At 46.5% G+C, this 23,762-nt stretch carries 21 protein-coding genes; 7 read left to right on the top strand and 14 right to left on the bottom strand.

All coding sequences use genetic code 11. From position 1 onward, the window contains the following. Positions 1–27: 27 nt before the first annotated feature. The 5 genes from I2B62_RS13135 to I2B62_RS13120 form a co-directional block, all read right to left on the bottom strand. The gene (locus I2B62_RS13135; protein WP_195269530.1) at positions 28–822 is read right to left on the bottom strand and encodes a nucleotidyltransferase family protein; all 795 of its coding nucleotides are present in this window, start codon (positions 820–822) and stop codon (positions 28–30) included. A 191-nt stretch (positions 823–1,013) separates the two neighbouring features. Then, positions 1,014–2,252, bottom strand: coding sequence for a tyrosine-type recombinase/integrase (locus I2B62_RS13130; RefSeq protein WP_195269529.1), 1,239 nt, complete (start codon positions 2,250–2,252; stop codon positions 1,014–1,016). Between the two features lie 356 nt (positions 2,253–2,608). Further along, a complete protein-coding gene (locus I2B62_RS13125) occupies positions 2,609–3,523 on the bottom strand; it encodes a DMT family transporter (RefSeq protein WP_195269528.1) in 915 nt (304 codons plus the stop codon). Positions 3,524–3,536: 13 nt separating this feature from the next. Further along, the gene (locus I2B62_RS20675; RefSeq protein WP_279354795.1) at positions 3,537–3,668 is read right to left on the bottom strand and encodes a hypothetical protein; all 132 of its coding nucleotides are present in this window, start codon (positions 3,666–3,668) and stop codon (positions 3,537–3,539) included. 14 nt (positions 3,669–3,682) lie between these two features. Next, positions 3,683–4,837, bottom strand: a complete 1,155-nt coding sequence (locus I2B62_RS13120) for a uroporphyrinogen decarboxylase family protein (RefSeq protein ID WP_195269527.1) — start codon at positions 4,835–4,837, stop codon at positions 3,683–3,685. A 138-nt stretch (positions 4,838–4,975) separates the two neighbouring features. Between I2B62_RS13120 and I2B62_RS13115 the strand changes: the two genes are divergently transcribed. Beyond that, a complete protein-coding gene (locus tag I2B62_RS13115) occupies positions 4,976–5,680 on the top strand; it encodes a TetR/AcrR family transcriptional regulator (protein ID WP_195269526.1) in 705 nt (234 codons plus the stop codon). A 48-nt stretch (positions 5,681–5,728) separates the two neighbouring features. Here I2B62_RS13115 and I2B62_RS13110 read toward each other — a convergent pair whose 3' ends face one another. From I2B62_RS13110 to I2B62_RS13090, 5 genes are all read right to left on the bottom strand, one after another. Continuing rightward, complete coding sequence (locus I2B62_RS13110) at positions 5,729–6,418, bottom strand: GntR family transcriptional regulator (protein ID WP_195269525.1); 690 nt, start codon at positions 6,416–6,418, stop codon at positions 5,729–5,731. A gap of 21 nt (positions 6,419–6,439) precedes the next feature. Beyond that, positions 6,440–7,117 carry a GntR family transcriptional regulator gene (locus tag I2B62_RS20805; RefSeq protein WP_347707826.1) on the bottom strand — a complete coding sequence of 226 codons (678 nt, stop codon included), beginning with the start codon at positions 7,115–7,117 and terminating at the stop codon, positions 6,440–6,442. 10 nt (positions 7,118–7,127) lie between these two features. Next, a complete protein-coding gene (locus I2B62_RS13100; RefSeq protein ID WP_195269523.1) occupies positions 7,128–7,775 on the bottom strand; it encodes a cobalamin-dependent protein in 648 nt (215 codons plus the stop codon). Between the two features lie 16 nt (positions 7,776–7,791). After that, the gene (locus I2B62_RS13095) at positions 7,792–9,168 is read right to left on the bottom strand and encodes a trimethylamine methyltransferase family protein (RefSeq protein ID WP_195269522.1); all 1,377 of its coding nucleotides are present in this window, start codon (positions 9,166–9,168) and stop codon (positions 7,792–7,794) included. Between the two features lie 102 nt (positions 9,169–9,270). Beyond that, positions 9,271–10,728, bottom strand: coding sequence for a trimethylamine methyltransferase family protein (locus I2B62_RS13090; protein ID WP_195269521.1), 1,458 nt, complete (start codon positions 10,726–10,728; stop codon positions 9,271–9,273). Between the two features lie 342 nt (positions 10,729–11,070). Between I2B62_RS13090 and I2B62_RS13085 the strand changes: the two genes are divergently transcribed. The 4 genes from I2B62_RS13085 to I2B62_RS13070 all read left to right on the top strand — a co-directional run bounded on the left by I2B62_RS13085 (position 11,071) and on the right by I2B62_RS13070 (position 15,695). Then, a complete protein-coding gene (locus I2B62_RS13085; protein WP_195269520.1) occupies positions 11,071–12,588 on the top strand; it encodes a BCCT family transporter in 1,518 nt (505 codons plus the stop codon). Between the two features lie 59 nt (positions 12,589–12,647). Beyond that, positions 12,648–13,922, top strand: a complete 1,275-nt coding sequence (locus tag I2B62_RS13080) for an MFS transporter (RefSeq protein WP_195269519.1) — start codon at positions 12,648–12,650, stop codon at positions 13,920–13,922. A 59-nt stretch (positions 13,923–13,981) separates the two neighbouring features. Beyond that, positions 13,982–14,758 carry an epoxyqueuosine reductase gene (locus I2B62_RS13075; RefSeq protein ID WP_195269518.1) on the top strand — a complete coding sequence of 259 codons (777 nt, stop codon included), beginning with the start codon at positions 13,982–13,984 and terminating at the stop codon, positions 14,756–14,758. Positions 14,759–14,888: 130 nt separating this feature from the next. After that, positions 14,889–15,695, top strand: a complete 807-nt coding sequence (locus I2B62_RS13070) for a class I SAM-dependent methyltransferase (RefSeq protein WP_195269517.1) — start codon at positions 14,889–14,891, stop codon at positions 15,693–15,695. A gap of 82 nt (positions 15,696–15,777) precedes the next feature. Here I2B62_RS13070 and I2B62_RS13065 read toward each other — a convergent pair whose 3' ends face one another. The 3 genes from I2B62_RS13065 to I2B62_RS13055 form a co-directional block, all read right to left on the bottom strand. Next, positions 15,778–17,163 carry an SLC13 family permease gene (locus I2B62_RS13065; RefSeq protein ID WP_195269516.1) on the bottom strand — a complete coding sequence of 462 codons (1,386 nt, stop codon included), beginning with the start codon at positions 17,161–17,163 and terminating at the stop codon, positions 15,778–15,780. A 16-nt stretch (positions 17,164–17,179) separates the two neighbouring features. Further along, positions 17,180–18,565, bottom strand: a complete 1,386-nt coding sequence (locus I2B62_RS13060; RefSeq protein WP_195269515.1) for a uroporphyrinogen decarboxylase — start codon at positions 18,563–18,565, stop codon at positions 17,180–17,182. Between the two features lie 288 nt (positions 18,566–18,853). Continuing rightward, positions 18,854–19,201, bottom strand: a complete 348-nt coding sequence (locus tag I2B62_RS13055) for a hypothetical protein (protein WP_195269514.1) — start codon at positions 19,199–19,201, stop codon at positions 18,854–18,856. 141 nt (positions 19,202–19,342) lie between these two features. Between I2B62_RS13055 and I2B62_RS13050 the strand changes: the two genes are divergently transcribed. Next, positions 19,343–20,881 (top strand): hypothetical protein, encoded by a 1,539-nt coding sequence (locus tag I2B62_RS13050; protein WP_195269513.1) that lies wholly within the window; start codon positions 19,343–19,345, stop codon positions 20,879–20,881. Between the two features lie 57 nt (positions 20,882–20,938). Further along, positions 20,939–22,819 (top strand): diguanylate cyclase, encoded by a 1,881-nt coding sequence (locus I2B62_RS13045; RefSeq protein WP_195269512.1) that lies wholly within the window; start codon positions 20,939–20,941, stop codon positions 22,817–22,819. Between the two features lie 40 nt (positions 22,820–22,859). Here the strand turns inward: I2B62_RS13045 and I2B62_RS13040 are convergent, their stop codons facing one another. Next, complete coding sequence (locus I2B62_RS13040) at positions 22,860–23,756, bottom strand: hypothetical protein (RefSeq protein WP_195269511.1); 897 nt, start codon at positions 23,754–23,756, stop codon at positions 22,860–22,862. Positions 23,757–23,762: the final 6 nt, after the last annotated feature.

Raw genomic sequence — 23,762 nt, 5'->3', positions numbered from 1 at the left:
CGATGCCCTTTATCAAAAAATATTGGGTTAACACTGCGCGTTTCTTTGAGAATACTTCTGTTTTTTTACGAAGGACTTCAGTTTTTTATTCCAGACCGCTTTTTCTTCAGGCGCGTCGAAGCCATAAAACCGCTGAAGGGTGTGGCGGTCAAGGCGTAACCAGAGGGATTCCTTTTCGCCGCGGGATATTTTTTCCGGCCCGCCGGCCAGCTGCTTATAAAGGATTTCTGGCCGCCATTCACAGGCGCTCGAATAATGCCGGTATTTTTGTGTCTCCCGCTCAAAGGCTTTGGGAGATTTTTCATAAAAAAGCTTCTTAATAATCAGTGTGGTTTCACCAAAATGGCAGGACTTCAAGCCGCACTTGTCCGTTATTACAGGAGAAGCGCCTAAATTTACCAGCACCTTATCCGCGGCTGGAAGGGCTTCGTCCCTCAGAAAGAGCTCGATTTTTTCGCAGGGGCGTATGTCCGGATAAGGGTACAGGTGCTTCAGGGAAAGGTCTTTGCCTAAAAGGCACGCGACGCCCTGCGTATCGAAGCGGTGAAGAACCTTTGCCAGTAAATGCTGCTGCGCCGCTTCTGCCAGAATGCTTTTAATTTTGCATTTACGTATTTCGGCCATTACAGAAGTCGGTGGTTGATCGTTTTCACTCAGGCGTTCCACACCATAGCCAATGAATGGCAGCATGGACAGGCGCTTTGCTGTCTGCCATAAAAGCTCCCAGTTTAAGCCTGCGGGCGGCGGATCTGGCGGCCGCGCGGCAAGCACCGAATCGGCCAGTTCGCGCAGATACCGCATTTCTGTTGCGTTCTCTTTCATACTGTCTCCTTAGTCCAAAATCGATTAAATATTTCTTTAACCTTGTTTGTTTATAATATTAGCTGTTTCCATAGATAATACGGGTGCAGCTCGTTTTTTATTCGTGGAATAATGTAATTCCACGAACTTGGCTGTCCCAGCCCTGTAACTATGGGGTTTTTCTGTTTTTTGACCAGAATTTGACCAGAATTTCAGAGGCTTTCGATTTTTGACATTTCGATGCGGTCCTGTTCATCAACAGCGTGTACATAAATTTGAAGGGTTATGCTGGGATTTGAATGTCCGAGGATTCTGCTCAGTGTTGAAATCTGCATGTTCCGGCTGGCCGCAATGGTGGCAAAGGTATGCCGAAGTGCGTGAAAATTGACACAACGGATTCCAGCTTGCTTCAGAACTTCTGAAAAATAGTTTTGGTAAGCTCTCGGGTCAAGATAAGAGCCCTGACGGTTGCTGAAAACAAAGCTTCCCTGAGAGATGCCACCGCTTTTTTCAAGGTTTTTCCGATATGAATATAACAGCGTGTAAATGCTGTCGTTCATGGGAATATCTCTTTCCGAACTGGCGGATTTTGTCCGGCCAAACACGATTTCGGTTTTTGCCCTTTCAGGCGATTCGGCCTTAACGCGCTGAAGCGAATGGCGGATATGGACGGTTCTTGACTCCAGATCAATGTCAGTCCAGCGCAGGGCAGCCAGCTCGCCCAGACGGATCCCTGTTTTTAACGCCAATAAGATGGCGCTGGCTCTTTTATCATGAAGCTTGTCCTCAAGCGTTTTTTCTAATTTCTGATATTCGTTCTGCTTTAAAAAATCGGGCTTTTTCTTCTGCCGGGGCGGGATCTGCACATTTTTACAGGGGTTTTTCTGGACCAGCTCCATTTCAAGCATTTTTTCAAAGAAAGATGACAGCAGCACAAGATGGATTTTTATGGTCGCGGGCGCCAGTCCTTTGTGGTGGTTTGCGTCGGTGCAGAGATAATGAATATAATCCTGGACCGTCTCCGCAGTCACTTCATTGACAGGGCAGTCGCCGAGCCGCGGTAAAATATGTTTATAAACGATGCTGCAATAGCGCGTGTAGGAGGAAGCTTTCACCGAAAACTTTTTGGACTCTTCCAGCCACTGCACAAGGCACTGCCGCAGCGGTGTGCTGCCCTGGGCCAATTTATCCAGCGAATAATTTTCTGCCATACTCTCTAAGCTTTCTACAGGCAGGTTTTTTCTTTTTTGTTTACGGATCAGGCGTTCAAGCGCTACTTTTTCTGAAACACTTTTTTCTGCTTCTTCCAAAAGCGCTACAATCTCCCGGTAAGTATCGGCGTAGATCGACCGGTAAATCGCCTTTCCATGAATTCCTTTATATCCAGTAATATAACGCCCCTCATAACGGTGATCGGAACGCTTGTATACATTTTTACGATGTTTTTTCATTACGATTCCTCCTCATACCATTTTTTTGACCAGATATACAATAATTATAAAACTTTAATAGCCATAAAAGCGCTACTCTTAAAGGCAAATTTCTGTGCCAAAAAGATTTTTACTGCAAATTTTTAAAATTAATGTACATTATTAATGAGAAAAGTGATATAATAAAAACAATATTTAATATTTTCTCTAAAGAGTGCCGTGTTTTTCGTTCGTGGAATTACATTATTCCACGAGCTTTTTATATCTCTGAGCGATAATTTCCCGTAAAAGGATGCGCCGAAAAAACAAAAAAATAAAAACCACAGCTGTATGATGACAACTGTGGTTTTTTATATTCAGAAGATTTTAGTCGTACTTTACAGCTCCTCCGCTGCGCCGGTTTTATTCAGAACAACCACAGCAGCGATAACCACTGCAATCCCCAGAATCTGAATCCAGGAAATGACCTGCCCAAACATAAAGTAGCCTAAAACCGCGGCGGTAATAGGTGAGAAGGCAGCCATCATATTGGTGATGGCCGGGTCCACCAGCGAGAAGGACTTGACCCAGACGTACTGGGTTAAAATCTGAGTGAAAATACCGTAGGCGGCAATGGTCGCCACGAGCAGTGCGATGTTCTGCACGGCGGCAATCTCACCGACAACAGCCCAGGGTGGGCACATTGTCCAGTAAATCAGGGCTGCGCCAAGGTTATAATAAGTGATCAGCACATCGTTATCGATTCCATTGTTAAGGGCCCATTTAAGCAGCAGGGCAATGGCGCAGTTGCAGAACCAGTCTACCGCGATCCAGAGAAGCCCCATGGGACTTATGAAAGCGTCGGGCGAGAAAACATTCAGAACCATGACCATCCCCACAACGGCCAGAGAGAGAGAAAAAAGCTTCCCTTTGGTGATCTTATATTTGAAGATAAAAGAGGACAGCAGCATTAAAATAAAGACATGTGAAAAATCCAGAGCTGAGAAAACCCCGGCGCCCATATAGTTTAGGCACATGGCATAGGAATAGTAGGTTAAAGCATTGACAATTCCGCCGCCAACCAATACGATTAATAGATGTTTCCAGCTGATTTTAAAAGCCTTTGGATTTTTAATCAGCGTTTTGATGCCATAAAAAACAATGATGATCATAGGGCCCAGTGAGGACACGGCAATGTCGCTCATGCCGAAATTTTTGAGCAGTGAGATAAAAATGCTCAGGGTTCCCCAGATAATCCCAGCCAACCCGCCGTACAAAATCCCTTTTGTCAGATTACTTCTGTTATCGTTCATTTTATCGTTCCCCCTACATAATTAAACTGATGATAAACGTCTCGAATTCTTTTTCCGAAAGGGACAGGCTCTCCCGGATCAACGCCTGGTATTCCTCAGGATACGCCTGTATTAACGCTTCAAAGCTTTTGGTTTCTTCAGACATGTGTGTTCTCCCCCTTAATATTTTCCATATTCTCGAACAAAGTGCAGAACGGCTTTCATTTTTTCGGGTGCCGCCTCGTTTATGTGAAAAGGCGCCTTGTTAAAGCCAAAATAGAATTGCCCATGCCCCATACCAATGTCCATGAGCTCCTTTGCCTTATCCAGACATTCCTGAAGAGAAGCGTGTGTCAGATAATCCAGAGGATAGGCGCAGGATATCATGTTTTTTCCTTCGAAAATTTTGAGCGTTCTGGCGAAGTCCTGCTTCTCAAAGGAAAGGATCACTTTGTGCTGCGGCAGCTCGGCGTAATAATCCAGGTATCGTCCGTCGGTGTAATCGCCCTGGAACTGCAGATAAAGGGTGTGCCCTTTCTCCGTAAGGGTGTCGCAGACTTTCTTAAAGGTCGGCCAGAAAAATTTTTCAAAATTGCCGGGGCTGATCATGGGCGGCAGATGCACAAAGGCGCAGGCGCAGGACAAGCCGTCCTCGTCTACGGGAAGGGTGTTTTCGATATAGCGGATCATTACAGGCGCCAGCGCTTCGCAGGCAGCCGCCAGCGCTTCCTTTTTACGCCGCATGTCCAGGGAAATCTGGGTGAGTCCCCTGAGATGATCCCCGATCAAATCAAAGGGGGCATAAAACATGGAGCCGTAATAGATGGGAACCGCATGCTCATAGGTGATGGCAAAGAGCTGGTTGTAAAAATCTGTCATTTGGCTTTTTTCAAAAAGCATGGCCTGGGCAATGGCTTTTAGGGCATGCTCTTTGTTTTCTCCAAGGGCGCTGTACATTCTGGGCAGAACATTTTTTACAATACACGCCACAGGATCTGCGATGAGCTCGGGATATTCCGAATTACTCAGCGCCATCACCTCGGGGTGCTGCATCGTACCGTTTTCATGGTTTTGAACCCAGGTTCGGCTGCCCAGCAGAATACTTTTCTGAGGCGGTATCCAGCCGAGACCAAAGGTCGCGTCAATTTCAAAATCCTCCAGCACTTTTTCGTAGGCTTTTAAAATATCCGGATAGTGCCAGCTGGCTTTCATAAAATCCAGCTGGGCATATTCGCAGGCATAGCTTGTCTCAAAGTCCGCCAGTATGGGGACGTGTGTGGCGGCTTCGCCACGCATGGCATTCCTGATATTTTGAATGCGTTCTTCATAAATCATTTTAATCTCTCCCTGTAATTATATGCATATAATTTTATATGCATATAATATTATATCCTTCTGATATTTTTGTCAAGGGATTTTTATTTTTTATTTTTTTTACAAAAAAAGCATGCTATAATAAGCCAGAGGTGTATTATGGCCAATTACAAAAAAGGAACAGAAACAAAAACAGCGCTGTATAACAGCGCAAAGAAATTTTTTTATACAAAGGGTTACCACGAGACGACCATCAAGGAAATGGTCGTGGACGCTGAATCGAACCCTGGTTTATTTGTCTATTATTTCGAGGGCAAAGAGTCGGTGGCAATGGGGATTTTCCGGGAGTTTGCAGATGCGATTACCCTGGCCCTTAAGGATATCCTGGAGCCGCTGAAAGACGCGGGAAAGGACCTGCTTGTGGATATGGTGGAGTACCGGGCTTATTTTGAGTGCATTAACGCCAATCCGGAGATCATAAGGTTTTATAATGGTATTTCTGAGCTCGGCAGTTTTCCGAAGCTGGTCATCGGCTGGATGGATTTCTTTACTCACAAACGCTATGAGGACGGATTAAAATATGAGACAAATCCCATGATCTGTGACAAAACCTATTTTGACGCGGTCGCCTCGCTGACGGCCGGTATGCAGATTCAGTTTTTCAGGGATATTATCCAAAAAAATATCGACATCCCCTACGAGGACGCCATTGATATGTTTTTAACCGAATGCTACCGCTTTCTGGTGCCGGATAAAAATCAGGTTCAGGAAAATGTGCGGAACTCGCGGAAGGTAACAGAAGGTTTGAAATTTGAGGTGAGCGAATACTTCAAGGTAACGGTCACTGAAAAAAACAAAAAATAAAAACCACAGCTGTGATTTTTTCGCAGCTGTGGTTTTTTATGTAAAACCTTATTTCACAAAGGACTTCCCATAGAGGTCGATATTTTCTCCGGATGCGTAGAGCACGCTTTTGCCGACGGGCTCGTCCTTCATGGTGTAATAATAGGTGGTAAAACAAAATACCGGGTCGTTCTTATCCACCAGCAGCTTGTTCTGGATAAAGCGGTTCGGCGTATCCATGGTGATCTCAAGGACTTTTTTGATCTCGAAGCCATCGAGGATTTTGTTGATGGTCAGGAGGTTCTTCTCGGTCATATCTGCCATGCTCTCCGGGTTATAGCGTCCGTTTAAAAGCAGCGCGGTAATGATATAGCAGATCGGGAGAGTGTCGGAATACAGAATCTGGCGCAGCTCCACGGCTTTCATTTCCTGTCGGATCTCCCGCATTTTTATGAGGGACAGGCTGATATCCTCAACGCTGATCTCGGTGATCTCCTCGTTAATGTTGGCCTGTGGGGCAAAGCTGATAAGGTACTGCTCCTTTTCGCATTCCCGCACAAAGGTCCCTACCCGCTCCACAGCGCTCAGATAGCCCTTATTGATTAAGGAAGAAATGCTCTTGCGGACAGTGACGATGCTGGTGTTGTACTTTTTAGCCAGCTCGGCATAGGTGGGGAGCTTTTCTCCGGGCTTCAGGTTGCCGTAGTGGATGTCATCCATGATATCGTTGATGATCTGGTCGTATATTTTTACTTTCATTGGTGTCACCTGCTTTGGCCTTTAGGGAAGATAGGTAATGCCGGTCAGTTTACAGCATTCTTTTCTTATATAGAGCTTGCGCATGCCCAGGGGATCGTCGTTATCCATGAGGTTTTGGGTAACCTGCATGACGGGCGTGTCCTCGGGGATGTTGAGCTTTTCCGCGGCCTGGGCATCACAGCCCACAGCCTCAATGTGGATACGTTCCTGGGTGATATAGAGATGATTGCGCTGGTTGACGATTTCGCTGAAGCTGTTGTACTCAAAATCGTCGTTCCAGGGTGAAATGCCGGGAAAATAAGGGATAAACTGGTTGTCGTAAATGACGGGCAGATCGTCCTTGAACAAAAGCCAGTTGATGAGCACAATGCGGGAATCGGGCGCGACCCGCAGATGATAGACGAGCTCAATGGTGGGCTTGATAATCTCTGAGCCCAGCAGCTCCACGCGGTTGTAGGGCTCCTTTAAAATATTCTCGGGCTTCAGGGAGAGGACAAACTTGTCGTTGGTTTTTGCCAGCACATAGTTGCCCTTGCCGGGAATGGTGTACACATAGCCCTCCTCGATGAGGTTGCGCAGGGCGTTGCGGATGGTGATCCGGCTGACCTTAAACTCCTCGGCCAGGGTGTTCTCCGGCGGCAGCGGCGTATCGGGCAGATAAATGCGCTGCTTGATTTTGTTTTTTATTTTATCGCAGATTTCGTCGTATTTATAGCTTATGGGAAACGCCCCCTTCCATCCATTCCCGGCAGAGGTTTACGCCCTCGTAAACATCCTTGGTAAAAGCGTCGGCGCCCACATACGCCACAGCGTCCTTGTGGGTTGACAGGCCGCCGAGGATGATCTTTACCTCATCCCGCAGGTTTTCCTTTACCAGAAGCTCGTTGGTCTCTTTCATGTATTTTACGCCGTTGGCCATGATCGAGCTGATGGCAATGACGTCGGGATGGGATTTTTTGGTTTCCGCCACGATTTTTTCCGGTGAGATGTCAATGCCCAGGTCGATGACCTTAAAGCCGGACATCAGCGCCGCGCTTTTAAAAATGGATTTGCCAATGTCGTGGAGGTCGCATTCGATGGTGCACAGCAGAATGGTGCCGATGGCCTCCTCGGGGTTTTCCTTCTCGAGCTTCAGGCAGTCGAGCTTCAGGATTTCCTCAAAGATAATGCCAGCCATCATGAGGTCGGTGACGCCGTAGCGGCCGGTCTCAAAATATTTGCCTACCTCGTCCAGACCGGCCTGGACGGATTCGATGATCTGCATCTGGGAGGCACCCTCCTTTACGGCGTAGCGTACCAGCTTGATGACCTTTTTTTCTTCGAGCTTTTTAACAGCGGTTACGATGGATTCTAGCAATGGAAATGCCTCCTTTTTAATCAATGAATTCTCTGGGCAGGCAGCCTTCAATGAGCTTTTGCTGGGCCTGTGTCAGCGGCGGCGCGGTATAATTTTCAAGCCGTTCATGGACAATGGCGTCGCTGGCTTCTAAAATGGTGTGTTCACTTTCCGTGTTCTTAAAGGGATAGGGATGGTAATGCTTCCGGATAAGGCGCAGGTTGCTCATATTGATATAATTATCGGTGCACCCTGTCTCCTTGATGGCGTCTTTCATCAGGGTGACGGCGTTGACCTCAAAGCCGTTCAGGTAATGCGTCACCGTATCGTATAAGGCCTCGTCCAGAATGTACTTATTGTAGTTGATGGTGTTGAGCGCGTCCTCCATGCCAAAGGCGTGCATGATGCAGTCGACGCCTGAAAACAGACAGGAAAAAAGATTCATGAAGCTCTCGGCGCCGCTCTGGTAATCCAGATATCTGGAATCGGTAAAGACCCCGCCGGACCGGGTGGGAATCTCGTAGAACCGGCCCATTTCTGCCGCGGCCATGGTGAAGAGCGCAGTGGTCGGCTCGCCGGGTGAGGCGTCTGCGTTAAAGGGATTGACGCCAAAAAGCGGAAAGCCGTAGACGATGGGGAGCCCGGGCCGCACCATCTGGGCCAGCACAATACCGGCCAGCACAGCGGCGTTGCTGATCAGAAAGTTGGACGTGGGCAGCGGCGGCGCGGTCAGGCCGCTCAGGCCGCTGCCGCAGGCCACCATCAGAGGCTGGTTTTCCTCGCCGTGCACCAGAATGACGTCCGCGGTGCCCTCGCCCATGATCAGCGGCGCCGAGATGTTGATGTTTCCGATGAGCAGATGGCTGTCCTGACAGTCCCAGAATTTCTGCGCGAAACGAATACTCTCCCGGGCTGACCGGCCGTCCTGGGTCATGGAAAAGGTAGGCTTGTCGGAGTATTTCAGGCACATGGCCATTTTGTAATTTTCTCTGAAGTCGATGGGAACATCCATGGGCTCAAGCACATAGGGGCAGGCCATGCTCATCTGCCCGCTTTCCTGGCTGAGCTTTGTGAAATTGATAAAATCCTCGCGTCCGGCCAGATGGCTGATGTTATTCTTCTTTGCATAGGTCGCACCGTAGGGCGGCATGGTGCAGGTCGTGCCGCCGCCCACCGTTACACGGTGTCCGGGCGTATTAAAGGTAAAGGAGGAGGGCACGTCGACAAGACGGTCTTCCACTATTTTAGGCGGGAGATAGACTTTTTTGCCTTCGAGCTTTGCGCCGTTTCTCTTAAAGGTGCTTCTTGCTTTTTCAGAATGAACAACAATACCTGTATTTTCCAAAATGTCCAGAGAATACTCATGAATTTGCTGGCATTCTTCTTTTTCAGAAAATGAATAGCGTAGTTTCATGGATGACCTTCCTTTTAGTATAACCGAAAAACAAAAAATAAAATCTGATACCACTAATGATATCAGATTTTATCCGAAAAATGAATACTAATAGAAGTTTAATTAAAATTTTTCGTCTTCAGGCAGATAGCGGTTCAGGATATCCTTCTGAGTCTTGGTTAAGTCAGGTAATGTATAGCCTGCGACACGTTCTTCAACTTCTTTGCTGGCACGTTCGCGGAGATCGCCGATTTCATCGAAGATCGGCTGCGGATTGCCGGCCTGGCGGTTAAAGAGCTTGGTTATCCAATGTTCCTGGCGGTATTCCTTCGGCGTTCTGCCGGACAGGTAGTTGCCCAGAGGACCGGCCTTCTTGATGGCGTCAAATACTTTTTCAGCCTTGACATCGGAGATGTCGATGCCTTTGTTGAGACGCAGTAAGATACGGTTGACTTCTTCGTCGAGAACAAATTTTTCGTAGCTGCCCAGCGCGTAGGACTGGAGGATACCGGCATGGTTCAGGACAAAGTCGGATTTTCCGAGATAAGTGGTCATAAGGATCATGAAGCTTTCAACGCCAGCCTGGTAGTCTGGTTTCAAGGAGTCGGTACCGGCGATACCGGTTCTTACAGGCAGCTGGTAGTAGCGGCCAAGGGCCAGAGAGGCCATCTGGATCAGCTGGGCTTCTGGTGCGCCGATGGAGCAGGCGACACTGCGCATATCGGTAGCCGTAGAAACGGTTCCGTAGATAACAGGGTTGCCAGGATTGATCAGCTGGGTTAAGATGATGCCGGCCAGAATGGTAGCGTTGTTCTGGATAACAGAACCGAGCAGAGCGGCCGGAGCGGTCAGGTTGGTCATGGAGCAGGTAATGATGGTAACCGGCTGTCCTTCTTCAACCAGACCCATGATGTTGTCAAGAACTTCATAGGAATAGCCAAGCGGTGACAGTGCGCAGGTGTTGGTTAAGAGCACCGGGCGGTCCCAGATGTCGTAGAATTCTTTATAAAGATTTGCGATGTCCTTGGCTTCCTGTTTTAAGCTTTTGCCCCGGACGTTCATGCTGTTGGCCACATTGCCGTAGGTTGGCTTCTGGGAGTATTTCAGGCACATGGCGACCTGCGGCAGATAGAAATCTTCCTTGGTCTTGTCCAGATCCGGTGTGTCGTAAGCGGAGTTGTTGACAAAGTCAGTGACTTCGCTGGTATCCATTAATTTCAGGAATTTAACCATATCGTCTTTTTGTGCAACGCGGTATTCATCGTCTTCAAATAAGAATTTCGGCGGACCGTAGCATCCGACAGTTTTTGGTTTATAGCGTTCGCCGATTTTGGTTTCGCCGGCCGCGGTATAAATCGTAAAGGTTTTTGGTGCGGTTTCAAGGGCTTTGTTCAAAAGATCTTCATCAATCTTTACAATACTGCCTTCAACGGTTGCGCCGTGTTTTTTAAAGATTTCCAGTGCTTCTGGACAATCGAAGGAAACCCCTACTTCCTTCAAAACGCGCAGCGAATATTCGTGTAATAATTCAACATCTCTGGTAGAAACATATTTGTCATAAAATCTTCTGTTAACGTACATAATACACCTCCAAATTTAATAAATACATGTATTTCACAAGCACAATATATCACGATATGGAAAGGTTGTCAATACTAAAAAATGGAAAAAACTAAAAATTATCGGTAATTTTCAGGGGCATTATTTCGTTATTTAGTAAAAAGCAAGGGTTTCTTCTATAGAAGTCCAGAAAGGGGCCCAGAAGAAGTGTCGTAAAAAATCTAAAATAATTATTTTTTTAGTTGACGGCTTAGATGAAAACGTGTTATACTTCGTTTATAAAAGACATGTATTTCACAAAAGCGTGTTTTTCTGCCCAACGCTTTGACCGACGTTGTTGTTTATCTCAGAATGGAGGCAATTATGAAAAAAATATTTGAGTCTGTAGATAAAACAATTTTTTTGGTAGCCGGAAGTATCACATTGTTACTTGCCATTGTCAGCATTGTTTTTACAGAACAGGTCGCAAGCATATTTTCTGGTATTTTTAATTTTTTTACTAACACATTGGGCTTTGCCTATATTGGCTTTGCACTCTTTGTAATTGTCGCCTGCCTGTTCGTCTCGTTCAGCAAATATGGAAAAATCCGGCTTGGCGGAGATGATGAAAAGCCTGAGTACAGCAATATCAGCTGGTTTTCGATGATTTTTGCGGCCGGTATGGGTATCGGCCTGGTATTCTGGAGTGTGGCGGAGCCCATGAACCATTTTATGGTGCCGCCCTTTGCGGATCCGCAGACGCCTCAGGCGGCTGTGCAGTCGCTCCAGTATACTTTTCTGCACTGGGGCGTGCATCCCTGGGCGTTATACGCGGCCGTTGCACTGCCCATGGCCTACTTTCATTTCAGAAAGGGCCTGCCCCTGCTGGTCAGCTCATCCTTTTATCCATTCCTTGGCGATAAGGCGCTGAAAGGTGGGTTTTCAAAGGGCATTGATACCTTTACGGTTATTTTGATTCTGATCGGTGTGGCGACCTCCTTTGGACTGGGGGCGCTGCAGATCCAGAGCGGCCTGGAATTTGTTTTCCATCTTTCGGGCGGTACGCTGCTGGCGGTAATTATTGTCATTATCTGTACGGTTTTGTTTGTGATTTCTTCGACGGCAGGTATCGACCGGGGAATGAAGCTGCTGAGCAATACCAACACGGTTATTGTGTTTGCGGTCATGCTGTTTGTCCTTTTGGCAGGACCTACACTGTATATTTTTAATATTACACTGGAGAGTGTAGGCGATTATATCTTTAACTTTGTGCCCATGAGCTTTTTCACAGACGCCAACGGTCTGGTGGCAGCACATACGGGCGAAAACTGGATTGGTAACTGGACGGTCTTTTACTGGGCCTGGTGGATTACCTGGACACCCTTTGTGGGCAGCTTTATCGCTAAGATTTCAAAAGGACGCAGCATACGGGAATTTGTGCTCGCCATTCTGGGCGTGCCGACGGTCATGAGCTGTATCTGGTTTGGTATTATGGGCGGCACCGGTCTGAGCATGGAGCTCACAAATCCTGGAAGCGTGGTTCAGAACGGCGTTGTGGACACCAACAGCTCGGTATTTCAGATGCTCAGCAATCTGCCGTTTTCCAGTATTATTTCTGTCCTTGTCATGCTGTCGCTGCTGGTCTTTTTCCTGACCTCGGCAGACGCCGGAGTACAGGTGGTGAGCACCATGAGCTCAAGAGGCAGAGAAAATTCTCAGAAGCTGATCAAGGTCATCTGGGGTGTGATCCTGGGTCTGCTGGCCATTATGTTTATTGTGACTGGAGGGCTCTCAGCAGTGCAGTCATTGTCCTTTGCGTTCAGCTTCCCGTTTTTGATTATTATCTGCGTGATGATGGCCGGATTTTTCAAGTACCTTAAGAAAGAGGAGTTGAAAAAGTAAGGCTGCCGTCAACGGAGCTTGAGCGGAGCTGACTGTTTGTTAAATTTGGAGGGATAATTATGGAATTAGATAAAAAGAAAAGAAATATTGTGCTTGTTGTTCTGAGTATGATCGCGGGGATCGCTTACCTGACGCCGCTGATCCGTTTTTCCTTTTATGATCAGATGATCGCAGCTTTGAACATTACCGATGTGCAGCTGGGGACCATCGCCGGAGTTTACGGACTCTTCAATGTTATCGGCTATGTGCCCAGCGGGATTCTGGCTGAAAAGTTCAACACGAAAAAGCTGCTGATCCTGTCCTGCGGGGCCATGTGCCTGATCACGCTGTGGTATTCAAGCTTTCCGGGCTACACCGCGCTGATCATCATTCACGCCCTTTACGGTGTCTTTAGTGTCGGGACCTTCTGGTCGCCTTACCTCAAGGCCATCCGAAACCTGGGCAGTGAAAATGAACAGGGACGTCTTTTCGGGATCAGTGAAGGGCTGCGCGGCATCGGACAGACTGCGGTCGCCTTCCTCTGCCTATGGGCCATGGGGCTTTTCGCCACTCAGGCGGCTGGCTTCAGAGCGGTCCTCTTAATCAACGCGGCGGCCTTTGCCCTGCTGACTGTTTTAGTGGTCGTTCTGGTACCGGATTTTGATAAGGGCAAAAAAGAACAGAACGCCAAGGCGGAAAAAAAGGAAAGCATGTGGAAAGCCTTTGGCATGTCCTCCACCTGGCTGTGTATTTTTGTGATCATGTGCGGCTATACCCTGTGGAACACCGCCAACGGCTACATGGGCACTTACTGTACCCGTGTACTGAACATTTCACCGGAGCTATCAAGTACCCTGTCCATTATCCGGAGCTATATCATCGTCTTTGTGGCCGGGGTTTCCGGCGGGATCATCATGGACAAGTTCAGCTATAAGGGCAAAGGCATGTTCTGGACCTTCCTGGCCACAGGCATCTGTGTGCTGGCGATTCTGTTTACCTCAAAGATCGTGGCGGTCTGTGTGGTCATCACCGTTATTCTGGCTTATCTGGTCAACGTGCTGAAATCCACCTACTGGTCTATCCTGGGTGAAGCAGGTGTGCCTTTGGCCATGACCGGTATCGCGACTGGGATTATCTCCTTTATCGCCCTGACGCCGGATATCTTTGTAGCGCCGATCATCAGCCGTTTCCTGGCCTATGGCGAAGCGGGCGGCAATGTAGAGCTGGGCTTTAACATGATGCTGATCTGGATGGTGGTCTGGGCAGTGCTCGGTGTGGTTTCCGCCATTTTACTCAAGAGACGCGGTGTTAAGACCAAACAGCTTGAGCAGGCACAGCCGGCAGAAAACGTGTAAAAGTATTTTGTGTGAGTCACTCTGAACCGGCCCGTGCAGGGACAAAGGAGGCTGTGAAAATGAACGAAAAAATAATCCGTCTGATTACGGAATATACTAAAGCCTATCCGGGAGTACGGCACACGGAAACAGCCTGGCGTGAGCCGGTCATTGGCTTTGCAGACGCGGACGATCCGCTGTTTGCAGAGCTCAAGAACATCATCGGGCCAAACCATGCCCTGCCCTCAGACATTGTCCCGGGCGCGAAATCTGTCATTGTCTTTTTTCTGCCCTTTGCAAAGGACATTGTAAAGAGCAACATTCCGGAGGAGGAAAGCTCCAGGGCATGGGACTACGCTTACATTGAGACCAACCAGCTCATCAATGACCTGAGTCAATACCTGTTTGATGCGATTACCGGAATGGGTTATCAGGCTTCCCTGCTGCCGCCCACCTATAACTATGACGCCGAAAAGCTCGTCAGCGACTGGTCGCACCGGAGTGTGGCCTACATTGCGGGCATCGGGAAGTTTGGCATTAACAATATGTTTATTACAGAAAACGGCTGCTGCGGCCGGCTGGGCAGCGTGATTACCGACCTGGCCTTAACGCCTGCGGCAAGGCCAGAGGAGGAATACTGTCTTTACAAAAAAGACGGCAGCTGCAAAAAATGCCTTGAAAGGTGTGTGAATCATGCTTTCGGCCTGGATAACGGCAGGGTGAGCTTTGACCGTTACAAGTGTAATGAACAGATTTATGAAAAAATCATACCGGAATACCCCATCGGTCTGGGCGATACCTGCGGAAAATGTATGTGCGGGGTTCCCTGTTCCTTTGGAATACCGGGAAAAAAATAAGACATAACCAATTTTACCTAGAAAAGGCCCCGGAATAACGCCCCGGGGTCTTTTGTATATTAGCGCTTTACACACCTCGTCCGTTATGCTTTAATAGAATGAGAGAAAACGATTGTAACAGGAGGGAAAAATGAACCGAGAAATCATCATCGGCGACTGGAAAATGCCGGAATGCGATACAGAAGCGTCCATGAACATGTGGGACGCAAGGGCCCATGAGTTTGCGAAGCAGAAAAGCGCAGAGGACAGCGACTGGGTGGCGGCTCTGGTTAAACGGCATGGCATGCTGCCAGAGGACGGCGCCTTTTTGGATGTGGGCTGCGGCGCGGGAAAATATACAGTCTATTTTGCAAGAAAATGCGCTGAGGCCTGCGGCACTGATTTTTCAGAGGAAATGGTTAAGAGCGCCGGGCAGCGGGCCAGAGAATCCGGCGTGGACAACGCCTTTTTCTCCCAGGATAACTGGCACACGCTGGAGCTGGCCCAAAAAGGCTGGCAGGGCAAGTTTGACTTTGTGCTGGCCAACATGACCCCGGCCATCCAGTCGGCAGAGACCTTTGAAAAGCTGAGCGAAGCCAGCTGTGGCTGGTGCCTTTACATTCATCCGGTTTTGAGAACCGGCTCGGTGGCAGACCGGCTTAAAAAGAAGATTTTCGGCAAGAAGCCAGATGCCCGATATCCCCAGCTTCAGTATGCCTTTAACCTGCTCTGGGAAAAGGGCCTCTTTCCCGCTGTGGAATACCGGGAACACAACTGGATTCGCAGCTTTGAGCTGGACAAAGCCATTGATATTTTCAAGAATGACCTGAGAAGCAAGAGAGCCCTGACCAGCGATGAGGAAGCCGCCATCGAAAAATACCTGATCGAGCACGCGGTCAACGGCATTGTGGAGGAAGAGGTAAGGACAACACAGTTTGCTTTGTATTGGGAGGTATAAAAACAGAAAAGGGCCGGTCCTTTAAGCGGGACCGGCCTTTTTGATAAAAAGATATAAAAATCAGGAGGATTTTTATAGAAATCTAAATTAAACCAATGAGCATCCAGTAAGGAACAGCAATAGCAAGGACAAAGACAAAGCTCAAAACCATCTTCGTTCCCCAAATTCTGGTAAAGTCTTTGCCACTGGTCAGATTATAGCCCATGAAAATAAGGACAAGGGCCCATTGATAGGGGAACAGGATTTCGGTGGTGGCGACATTTATTGTATAATAAATAACCAATGGACTAATCCCGAGACTGATGGCGATTTGTGTCAGGGGAACGGTAAGTGTTGCATAAGTTGCAAGTGGTGTCAAAAAAATCTTAGTGATAATGCAGACAACCCAAACGGCGCCAATGACGAAAAAGGCATTTTTACCCTGCAGCATTGGAAGGACAGCATTGGCCATAATCTGGCCTACGCCGAGAGAATTGGCCGCATATCCGATAGAAAGGCAGGCTGTGGTGAAAATAATCATTGTGAAATTGATCTTTCCAATATCCACGGGTTTACCTACATTAATACCAGGGAAGAAAAACAATAATGGGATGAGAGCAAATCCCCACCCGACGTCAATCTTATGAAAATCACTGGTCAGGAGAAAGATAAAAAGAATCGCAACGACAATAAGTGATTTTTTTTCATCCTTGGTTACTTTTCCAAGTTTTGCATATTCATCTTTTGCATAATCCTTGATATTGATGATTGTTTTAGGTTTACAGAGCTTAATCACCATAAAGATACACAGAACCAGCCAGAGAACAAAAGGAAGGTTGTTTAAAAAGTATTGAATCCAGGTAATATGGACTGGAGCAATTTCTTTTCCAAGAGATGGGATGATGGCAAAGGTCGGATTATAGAGAAAGAAGGTTGGAAACCATGAGGCAAAGAACCCTCCCATCATAATGCCGGCGCTTTCCCTTGATTTTTCAAAATTAAGCGCTTTGCAGATGCCAAAGCAAAGGGCGGCCATAGGGATATATGCCTGACCTGGAGCAATTAGATTTAAAATAACGCCAACAACGGCAAGCCCCCAAAGGATACCGCTGTATGTCCCGCCAGTTTTAATAATACTCCAATAGGCTATACGATTCAGCAGGCCTACCCGTTCCAGAACATTGGCAAGCAAGAAACCACCCATGAACATCCATGGGATATTGCTGAACCATGCTGCAAGGGCTACATTTGCTGCGGCGACACCGAGAAGAATGTAGGAAACAGGCAGGATAATGGCCACAACAAAGTTGGGCAAGATGTTGAAGGCGAAAAGCAGAATAGCGGTAAGGGTAATTGCTGAAAAAGTACGGAGCTGAGGCGTAAAGATCCCTTGTACTGGTATCAACATAACAATAATGGGTGCCGCAACAACGAAGATCCACATGACTAAAGTTTTACGATCCATTTTCGATGGAGCAGTATCGTTCATAATAATACCTCCGGGTTTAAATAATCGTAAAGATCATTCGATATAGCATGTCTTCATAGGATTGGAGCGTCGGAGTGATCGTATCTGCCAATTTGTCTTCTACTTCATTTTTTTTCACATTTTTCCAATTAGTATAAAGTGGAGAGTCAAAGGATCCGACAGTGGTATCTGGTTTAGGGTAATTATCTGCATTGACTGTTTTAACGGATTCTCCTGCATTTGGATACCAAGTATTTTCCGCAATATATTGAATTATAGCGGCATAATTTTCGATGTTGACTGTATCTAAAGACAGAGCGCTTTTATCGAAATCAAAAATATATCTTCCGCCTGGAGCAAGGATATCCACCATCTCTTTGGCTTTATCAATGCACTCTTGTTTAGTTCCTGTTTTGGTAAGCGTGATGGGGTATAAACCCGAAATAATAAATTTTTTTCCGAGCTTTTCTTTTATAATTTTGGGATCGCCGTATTCAAATTGAATCCTTGTATTTTCTGGAAGATCTTGAAGTAAATCCAGATAGCGCATCCAGTCATGCTCACAAAATAGTGAAGCGGTTTGTCCGTGTTCGGCCATGATATGAATAAATTTCGAGAAAGTAGGCCAGTATATTTTTTCAAAATCTTTTTTTCTTAAATACGTTCCAAGGTGCAAAGGCATGAAGACCTCGCCCAGCTTATTGACTTTTGCGGGAAGGCCCCTTTTTATCTGCATCGGGAGCATTGCTTCACAGGCCGCCATGATTTTTTCGGGTCGTTGTCGAACATCCATATAAATACCTTTAACGCCTCTCAGAAAATCTCCGATAAGATCAAAGGATGCCTGGCATAGCGTGCAGGAATCTGCAGGCGGCGTGTAGTAACCATATTTTTTGAAAACAGGCGCTTTTATAGAATTGAATTTTATCTGATGATCATAAAAGGCTTTCATTGCTTCAGCTAAAGCCATACCGGCACGCGGAGAGTCAGTATCTAAATTTTTGAAAATACGTGGCAGAGATTTTGTAATAATAAAAGTATAAGGATCCTCTATAAAAGCATCATATTCATCTGCTTTTAATGTTTCGAGATCAATATGCTGCATACAACCAGTTTGGCCCATTGAGTAGCCCTTTGAGCCAAGAAGCTTAAAGACAGCGGGATTTTTTAAAATGCCGCCCACCGCCGGCGTGTCGGATGGGATAAATGCACAGACACGGTCCATAGCCTTGGCTACACTTTCAGGATCGAGATCCCAAAGTGTTTTACCAACGGGGAATCCGGAATACTCTAATGCGGCTTCAAGCGTCATCGAAGCTTTGATGGGCACGCGCTTTGGGATTATTCCGCTATATACATCTTCAAATAATTTTGTTCTTTCCGCTTTTTTTGCCTGGGCATTTGTCATTGTTTGATCACTCATTTTGTTATCCTCGCATATTCAAATATTTTTTGTTTAAACTTGTTTTCCATTGCAATGGCTTGAGAGAATTATATATTATCTTTTAATTACGAATCAACGGGTTTGGGCGACTTGTCAATTTACAGCAGTTGACACTTAATTGACAGCGTATTCAAAAATATTAAGTCCGGTCGATTGGATGTCAATACGGGATAGAAAACAAAAGAAAATATAAAGAGCAGACTTGTAGATTCGTAAGAAAAAACACCTGGCGCGGGGTTGATACATTTGAAATAAACGGTTAGAGTGTTAAATCCAATTAATTGAGTACCTATACACAGGGAATAATGTGCCACCCATAAACATCCACGGTACCGTGCTTGTCCAGGGAGAAAATACCACCTCTGTGGGGGCAAGATTTGTGATATTATAAAATATAGGTAAAATGAGCCCGGTAATGAGCTGCGGAATATAACCAAAGGCAAAGATAAAAATCGCCGCCAAAGTAATGGCTGAGAAGGTCTTTATCTCATGAGTAAACACTTCATTTTGAGGTATCAGCATTATAAGCGTTGGAACAAGAAGCGTCACAAACCAGGACCATTTTTCTTTGTTAACAGCTGTGAAATGTTTTTTTAACGTAAATAGCGTATTCATTTACCTCTCCTTAAAATGGCATATAGCAGGCTGCCGCATATTCGTACTTTAATTTGATTTTACAAAGAAGCTTAAAAATCGTCAATGTACAGGATGGAATTGTCAATTTCTAAAAATTGACAGTTTGTGGACAAATTGACAGTGCACCAGAGCAAAGGAGGACTAATGGAAACGAATCAGGAATTATCGCGCTTGGGTTATTTGATGGACATATTTCATGTAAAAGGAATGGAGTTAGCCAATTATCTTCATGTGGATACCTCATTAATCAGCAAGTTGAAAACAGGAAAGCGAAAGCTTAATACAAATTCTGAAATATGTGATGAAATTATTGAGTTTTTTATCATGTTGGACAAAAGGTCAAATTACGCTTCGGTTAAAAGTGTGCTCCTGGAAGCGGGCCAGACAACAGAAATGACAGAAGCAGACGGATTGCCTGTGCTCCTTAAGCGTTGGCTTGTTGAAGAAAATGATACGAACAGCAGCTTTACAGATAAGACGGTCTACACAACAAAGGTTAAGATTTTTCAGGGGAAAACAGGCCGCAGAAAGGCGGCACAGGAATTGATTCAGTCCGTTTTATTGGAAAAAACAGCACAAGATGTTTTTGTACTGGACTGGACAGAGCATTACAGCTGGCAGTCAGAAGATACCGAGTTCTTTAAAGAATGGAAAAAGCAATATCTGAAAATTGCAGAAAAGGGCCACCGGATTGTTTTTTTAATTTCGCTGAATCACAGCATTGACTATCTGATTAACACCCTGCTTTACCGTCTCCCGATGCTGCTTACCGGCAATGTTCAGTATCTGTATTATCCGGTGTACTCGCAGCTTTTATATAAACATAACATTGTCGTTTTAAAGAATAAGATGGCGCTGGTAAAAATCACTGCAGACGAGATCACCCAGAAGGATATCACGCATATGTATACGGATTATCCAACCGTCAGGCATTATGAAGAATTGATTAAATCGGCCTATATGCTTTGCAAAAAATCCCATGAAGTGATCCACCATCAGGAGATCAGGGAACTGCTTAAAAAGCTTCCTTATAAATTGGGCAATACCTATGTCAAGACCAAGATGCCGTTTTCGCTTATTACAACCAGTCGGAATTTTCAGCAGCTTTTAACAAAAAATAATATAGAAGAAAGAGAAAAGAGAGCGTTATATGAAATTTATAAAACACATCATAAAAAATTCTCTGATGATCTTGGCAATTTTAAATATTGCATGTTAATTAATAAAGAAGCTTTAATACAGGGACTGCACAGCGAAGGGACAGAATTTCACGAAATGACATTGATAACGGGAAGAAAAATTGTTGTGGATAAACAGGACGTTTACAGACAAATTGAGTATTTAATATGGCTGCTGGTTACTTTCCCCAACTTTAAAGCAGCTTTTTATCGAAGCGGCCAGGAAAATCTTCTTGATGGTTTGAACCTGTGGCTGAATGAAAATGGACCGGTCATTATCAATCAGGAGATAGATGACGACTCGTCTGTTATTATGGATGAACCCTCCATTTGCACAGCTTTTTATGTTTATGCTGAAAAGTACTGGTATTCGATACCGGCGGTTGAAAGAGAAAAAGAATCTGTTATCAGACAGCTGAAAAATATGTTGCTGAGCGAGAGAAAGACGAATAGAATTTTGCCAGTCATTGACTTACAATAGGACTTCCGATATACTTGAAGTTATCAGATAACAAGATTGGAAAAACGAGGCGTTAGGATGAAAGACAAGCACAAGCATTCCGGGAAGCTGATCAATGGTATCATTGCCATCGTGACGGTTCTGGCTGTCATTGGCGTTTCTTTTACATATGTGAAATCCGTTGAGAAAAAGGTCTCGGAGGAAACAGGCCAGTATCTGGAGGAGGTTGGAATCCAGAGCGCGGCCCTGATCAAGCAGAAATTTGACGATGATCTCGAAAATCTCAAGTCGGCGGCGGCAGTCATTGGCGCGACGGATCTGGCCTTGAACGACGATGCGATTATGACGTCTCTGCGGCAGATCGATGAAGCCCTTGATTTCAGAAATGTGGCGGTAGTCGAGCCGGATGGAACGGCCTATGAGATCATGGACAATGAGGTTTATACCTTTGAGGTAATGGATAAAGAGCATTTCCGGTATGCCATAGTCGGGGTGCCGTTTATCTCAAACCCGACAGTGCCGGAGGATCATTCGGAGGAGTCAATCGCCTTGGCTGTCCCGATTTACCGGGATAACGCGGTCATTGGCGTGATCATGGGGCGGTACTATCTGACCGACCTGACAGAGCTTTTGAACGTCGACACCTTTGACGGCAAGGGCTACGCCTACCTGACCAGGCGTAACGGCGAGGTTTTTGTCACCTCAAATAATGAGAACGCGGACCGGACATTGAAAGATATAAACACCGATTTCGAGGATTCCTACTTTGAGGATCCCTTTGCCCTTCAGACCATGCAGATCAATATGCTGGAGGGAAAAAGCGGCAGTGTTGACTATGTGTGGAACGGTACTAAGCGCATCATGCGTTACCTGCCGGTGGGCATCAATGACTGGTATCTGCTTTCAGTGGTGCCAAACGAGGTGATCGAGAGCAAGGCGACCGGGCTGGTCATGCAGGCGGCGGTTTTCTGCTGCATTCTCTTTGGTGTATTTATCGTGCTCAGCCTCTACGTTCTTGGAATCCAGAAACGCAAAAATGAGGAGCTCCGGAAAACCCACCGGGAGCTCGAAACCAATGAACGCCGTTATGAAATCGTGATGGCCCAGTCGAAAGATATTATTTTTGAGTGGGATATAAAAACCGGGCACATTTACCACTCGGATATGTTCAGGCAGAAGTTTGGCTTTGAGTCTCCTGTGGAGCGTTTCCCCGAGGCGGTCGTCGAGTGTCAGGGCATACCTGAAAGTGATGTGGAAGTGTTTTTGCAGACCTACAGGAAAATTGCCGATGGCGAGCCCTATGCTGAGGGTGAGTTCCGGGTGTATGACAGCCGCCGCTGCCCAATGTGGTGCCGGTCACGGGTCAGCCTGATTGTTGACGAAAACGGAGAGCCCAGCAGAGGGGTCGGTATCCTCATGGATATCGATGAGGAGATGCAGGAAAAGGAAAAGATGATGGCGGCGGCTGAAAAAGATTTTCTGACCCAGACCTTCAATAAGGGAGCGGCAGAAAGCCGTATTCAGCAGTGGATGAAGGAAAACGAAGGCAAACAGAAGGCCGGGCTGCTGATGATCGACGTGGATGATTTCAAGCAGGTCAACGATACCTTTGGGCATATCTCCGGCGACCGTGTGCTGCGGGAGGTTACCAAAAAAATCTCCGGTATTTTCAGAGAAAGCGATATTGTGGGGAGAATCGGCGGCGACGAGTTTGTCGTGCTGATGAAGAATATTCAGGATACAGAGGCGGTGACCAGAAAGGCGCAGGAGATCATCCAAATCTTTGAGAACTGCCGTGTCGGGGTGCAGAAAAAGTACAGCATTTCCGGCAGCATCGGTATTGCCCTGTTCCCGGAAAACGGAACGACCTATAAAGAGCTTCTGGGCAACGCCGATCAGGCGCTGTACTTTGCAAAGGCCCACGGAAAGAACCAGTTCATTTATTTTAAAAAGGAATAAAATAAAAAGCTTCGCGGTCAGGCGGAGCTTTTTTTATTGGCTAAAAATCATGTTCAATGGGGCCTGTATGGTTGATCTGGCTGTAAGTAATCTGTATGTGGCACTGCGGCGGCGCTGTGGAAATACTGCCTGGCCACCGGAAGTGGTTCGCATCCTCAAAGGGCAGGTTGTTTAAAAGCGCGTTGACTGTATCCAGATAGTAAGAGAAATTTCCGGAAATGGTCAGAGACTTTTCAGGATAGTCACCGTAGGTCCAGTCTGCTTTTAAGCTGTCACGTCCTTCCAGCACTCTGCCGCTGTTTTGCAGAAAGGGGCTGTAAAAGTCCTCGCTTTTTACGGTACGCTCAAGGGTAACCGGTTTTGAAGCGTTGACGGGGCTGGGCTCGGGCATCAGGATTGTTTTTCCATAGGCTTTAAAAAACTCAGGATCATTTAAAAACAGGATACCGTCAATGGCGTGCAGCGTTTCTGGATCATTGGTTTGCAGTGTATTGTAGCTGCCGTCCCCCTGAGGCAGACTGAACAAGACCTGACCGTCCTTAATGGACAGAAACCGGTATTCTCCGCCGCTGTTGAAGGCGGCGGTTTTATGCAGCCGGTCCACTGCGATGTCAAGGGAAGCGCTATTGCCTTTTGCCACAACATTCACCCAGTTCCAGAAGGGCAGCGCCTCCAAAGAAGAAAAGTCCAGAGTGTTTTCAGGAAAGCCGTCAGGCAGATAGAGGCGGATAGAATAATTTTTGCTGCTGTACAGGCTGTCCTTCATCCAGGACATAAAGGTGTCCTCTGCGTCTGCTGAAGCCTGCTGAGGCGCGTCGCCTTTGTCCTCTAAAGCTACCTGATAGACGAAATAGATAAAAAATGCTGTGAGAATCACAGCCAGGATAAGCCGCGTGATAAGCATCCGTTTTTTCATTTTTTTAGTGTCATAGCTCATGTCACA

Source organism: Eubacterium sp. 1001713B170207_170306_E7 (genome assembly GCF_015547515.1).
GTDB lineage: Bacteria > Bacillota > Clostridia > Eubacteriales > Eubacteriaceae > Eubacterium.
This window is presented reverse-complemented; position numbering and strand designations above follow the sequence as displayed.

Bases quoted from the DNA above. Each gene is read 5' to 3' on its own strand.
- I2B62_RS13135 (WP_195269530.1), bottom strand. From the start codon at position 822: ATGAAAGAGAACGCAACAGAAATGCGGTATCTGCGCGAACTGGCCGAT.
- I2B62_RS13130 (WP_195269529.1), bottom strand. From the start codon at position 2,252: ATGAAAAAACATCGTAAAAATGTATACAAGCGTTCCGATCACCGTTAT.
- I2B62_RS13125 (WP_195269528.1), bottom strand. From the start codon at position 3,523: ATGAACGATAACAGAAGTAATCTGACAAAAGGGATTTTGTACGGCGGG.
- I2B62_RS20675 (WP_279354795.1), bottom strand. From the start codon at position 3,668: ATGTCTGAAGAAACCAAAAGCTTTGAAGCGTTAATACAGGCGTATCCT.
- I2B62_RS13120 (WP_195269527.1), bottom strand. From the start codon at position 4,837: ATGATTTATGAAGAACGCATTCAAAATATCAGGAATGCCATGCGTGGC.
- I2B62_RS13115 (WP_195269526.1), top strand. From the start codon at position 4,976: ATGGCCAATTACAAAAAAGGAACAGAAACAAAAACAGCGCTGTATAAC.
- I2B62_RS13110 (WP_195269525.1), bottom strand. From the start codon at position 6,418: ATGAAAGTAAAAATATACGACCAGATCATCAACGATATCATGGATGAC.
- I2B62_RS13095 (WP_195269522.1), bottom strand. From the start codon at position 9,168: ATGAAACTACGCTATTCATTTTCTGAAAAAGAAGAATGCCAGCAAATT.
- I2B62_RS13090 (WP_195269521.1), bottom strand. From the start codon at position 10,728: ATGTACGTTAACAGAAGATTTTATGACAAATATGTTTCTACCAGAGAT.
- I2B62_RS13085 (WP_195269520.1), top strand. From the start codon at position 11,071: ATGAAAAAAATATTTGAGTCTGTAGATAAAACAATTTTTTTGGTAGCC.
- I2B62_RS13080 (WP_195269519.1), top strand. From the start codon at position 12,648: ATGGAATTAGATAAAAAGAAAAGAAATATTGTGCTTGTTGTTCTGAGT.
- I2B62_RS13075 (WP_195269518.1), top strand. From the start codon at position 13,982: ATGAACGAAAAAATAATCCGTCTGATTACGGAATATACTAAAGCCTAT.
- I2B62_RS13070 (WP_195269517.1), top strand. From the start codon at position 14,889: ATGAACCGAGAAATCATCATCGGCGACTGGAAAATGCCGGAATGCGAT.
- I2B62_RS13065 (WP_195269516.1), bottom strand. From the start codon at position 17,163: ATGAACGATACTGCTCCATCGAAAATGGATCGTAAAACTTTAGTCATG.
- I2B62_RS13060 (WP_195269515.1), bottom strand. From the start codon at position 18,565: ATGAGTGATCAAACAATGACAAATGCCCAGGCAAAAAAAGCGGAAAGA.
- I2B62_RS13055 (WP_195269514.1), bottom strand. From the start codon at position 19,201: ATGAATACGCTATTTACGTTAAAAAAACATTTCACAGCTGTTAACAAA.
- I2B62_RS13045 (WP_195269512.1), top strand. From the start codon at position 20,939: ATGAAAGACAAGCACAAGCATTCCGGGAAGCTGATCAATGGTATCATT.
- I2B62_RS13040 (WP_195269511.1), bottom strand. From the start codon at position 23,756: ATGAGCTATGACACTAAAAAAATGAAAAAACGGATGCTTATCACGCGG.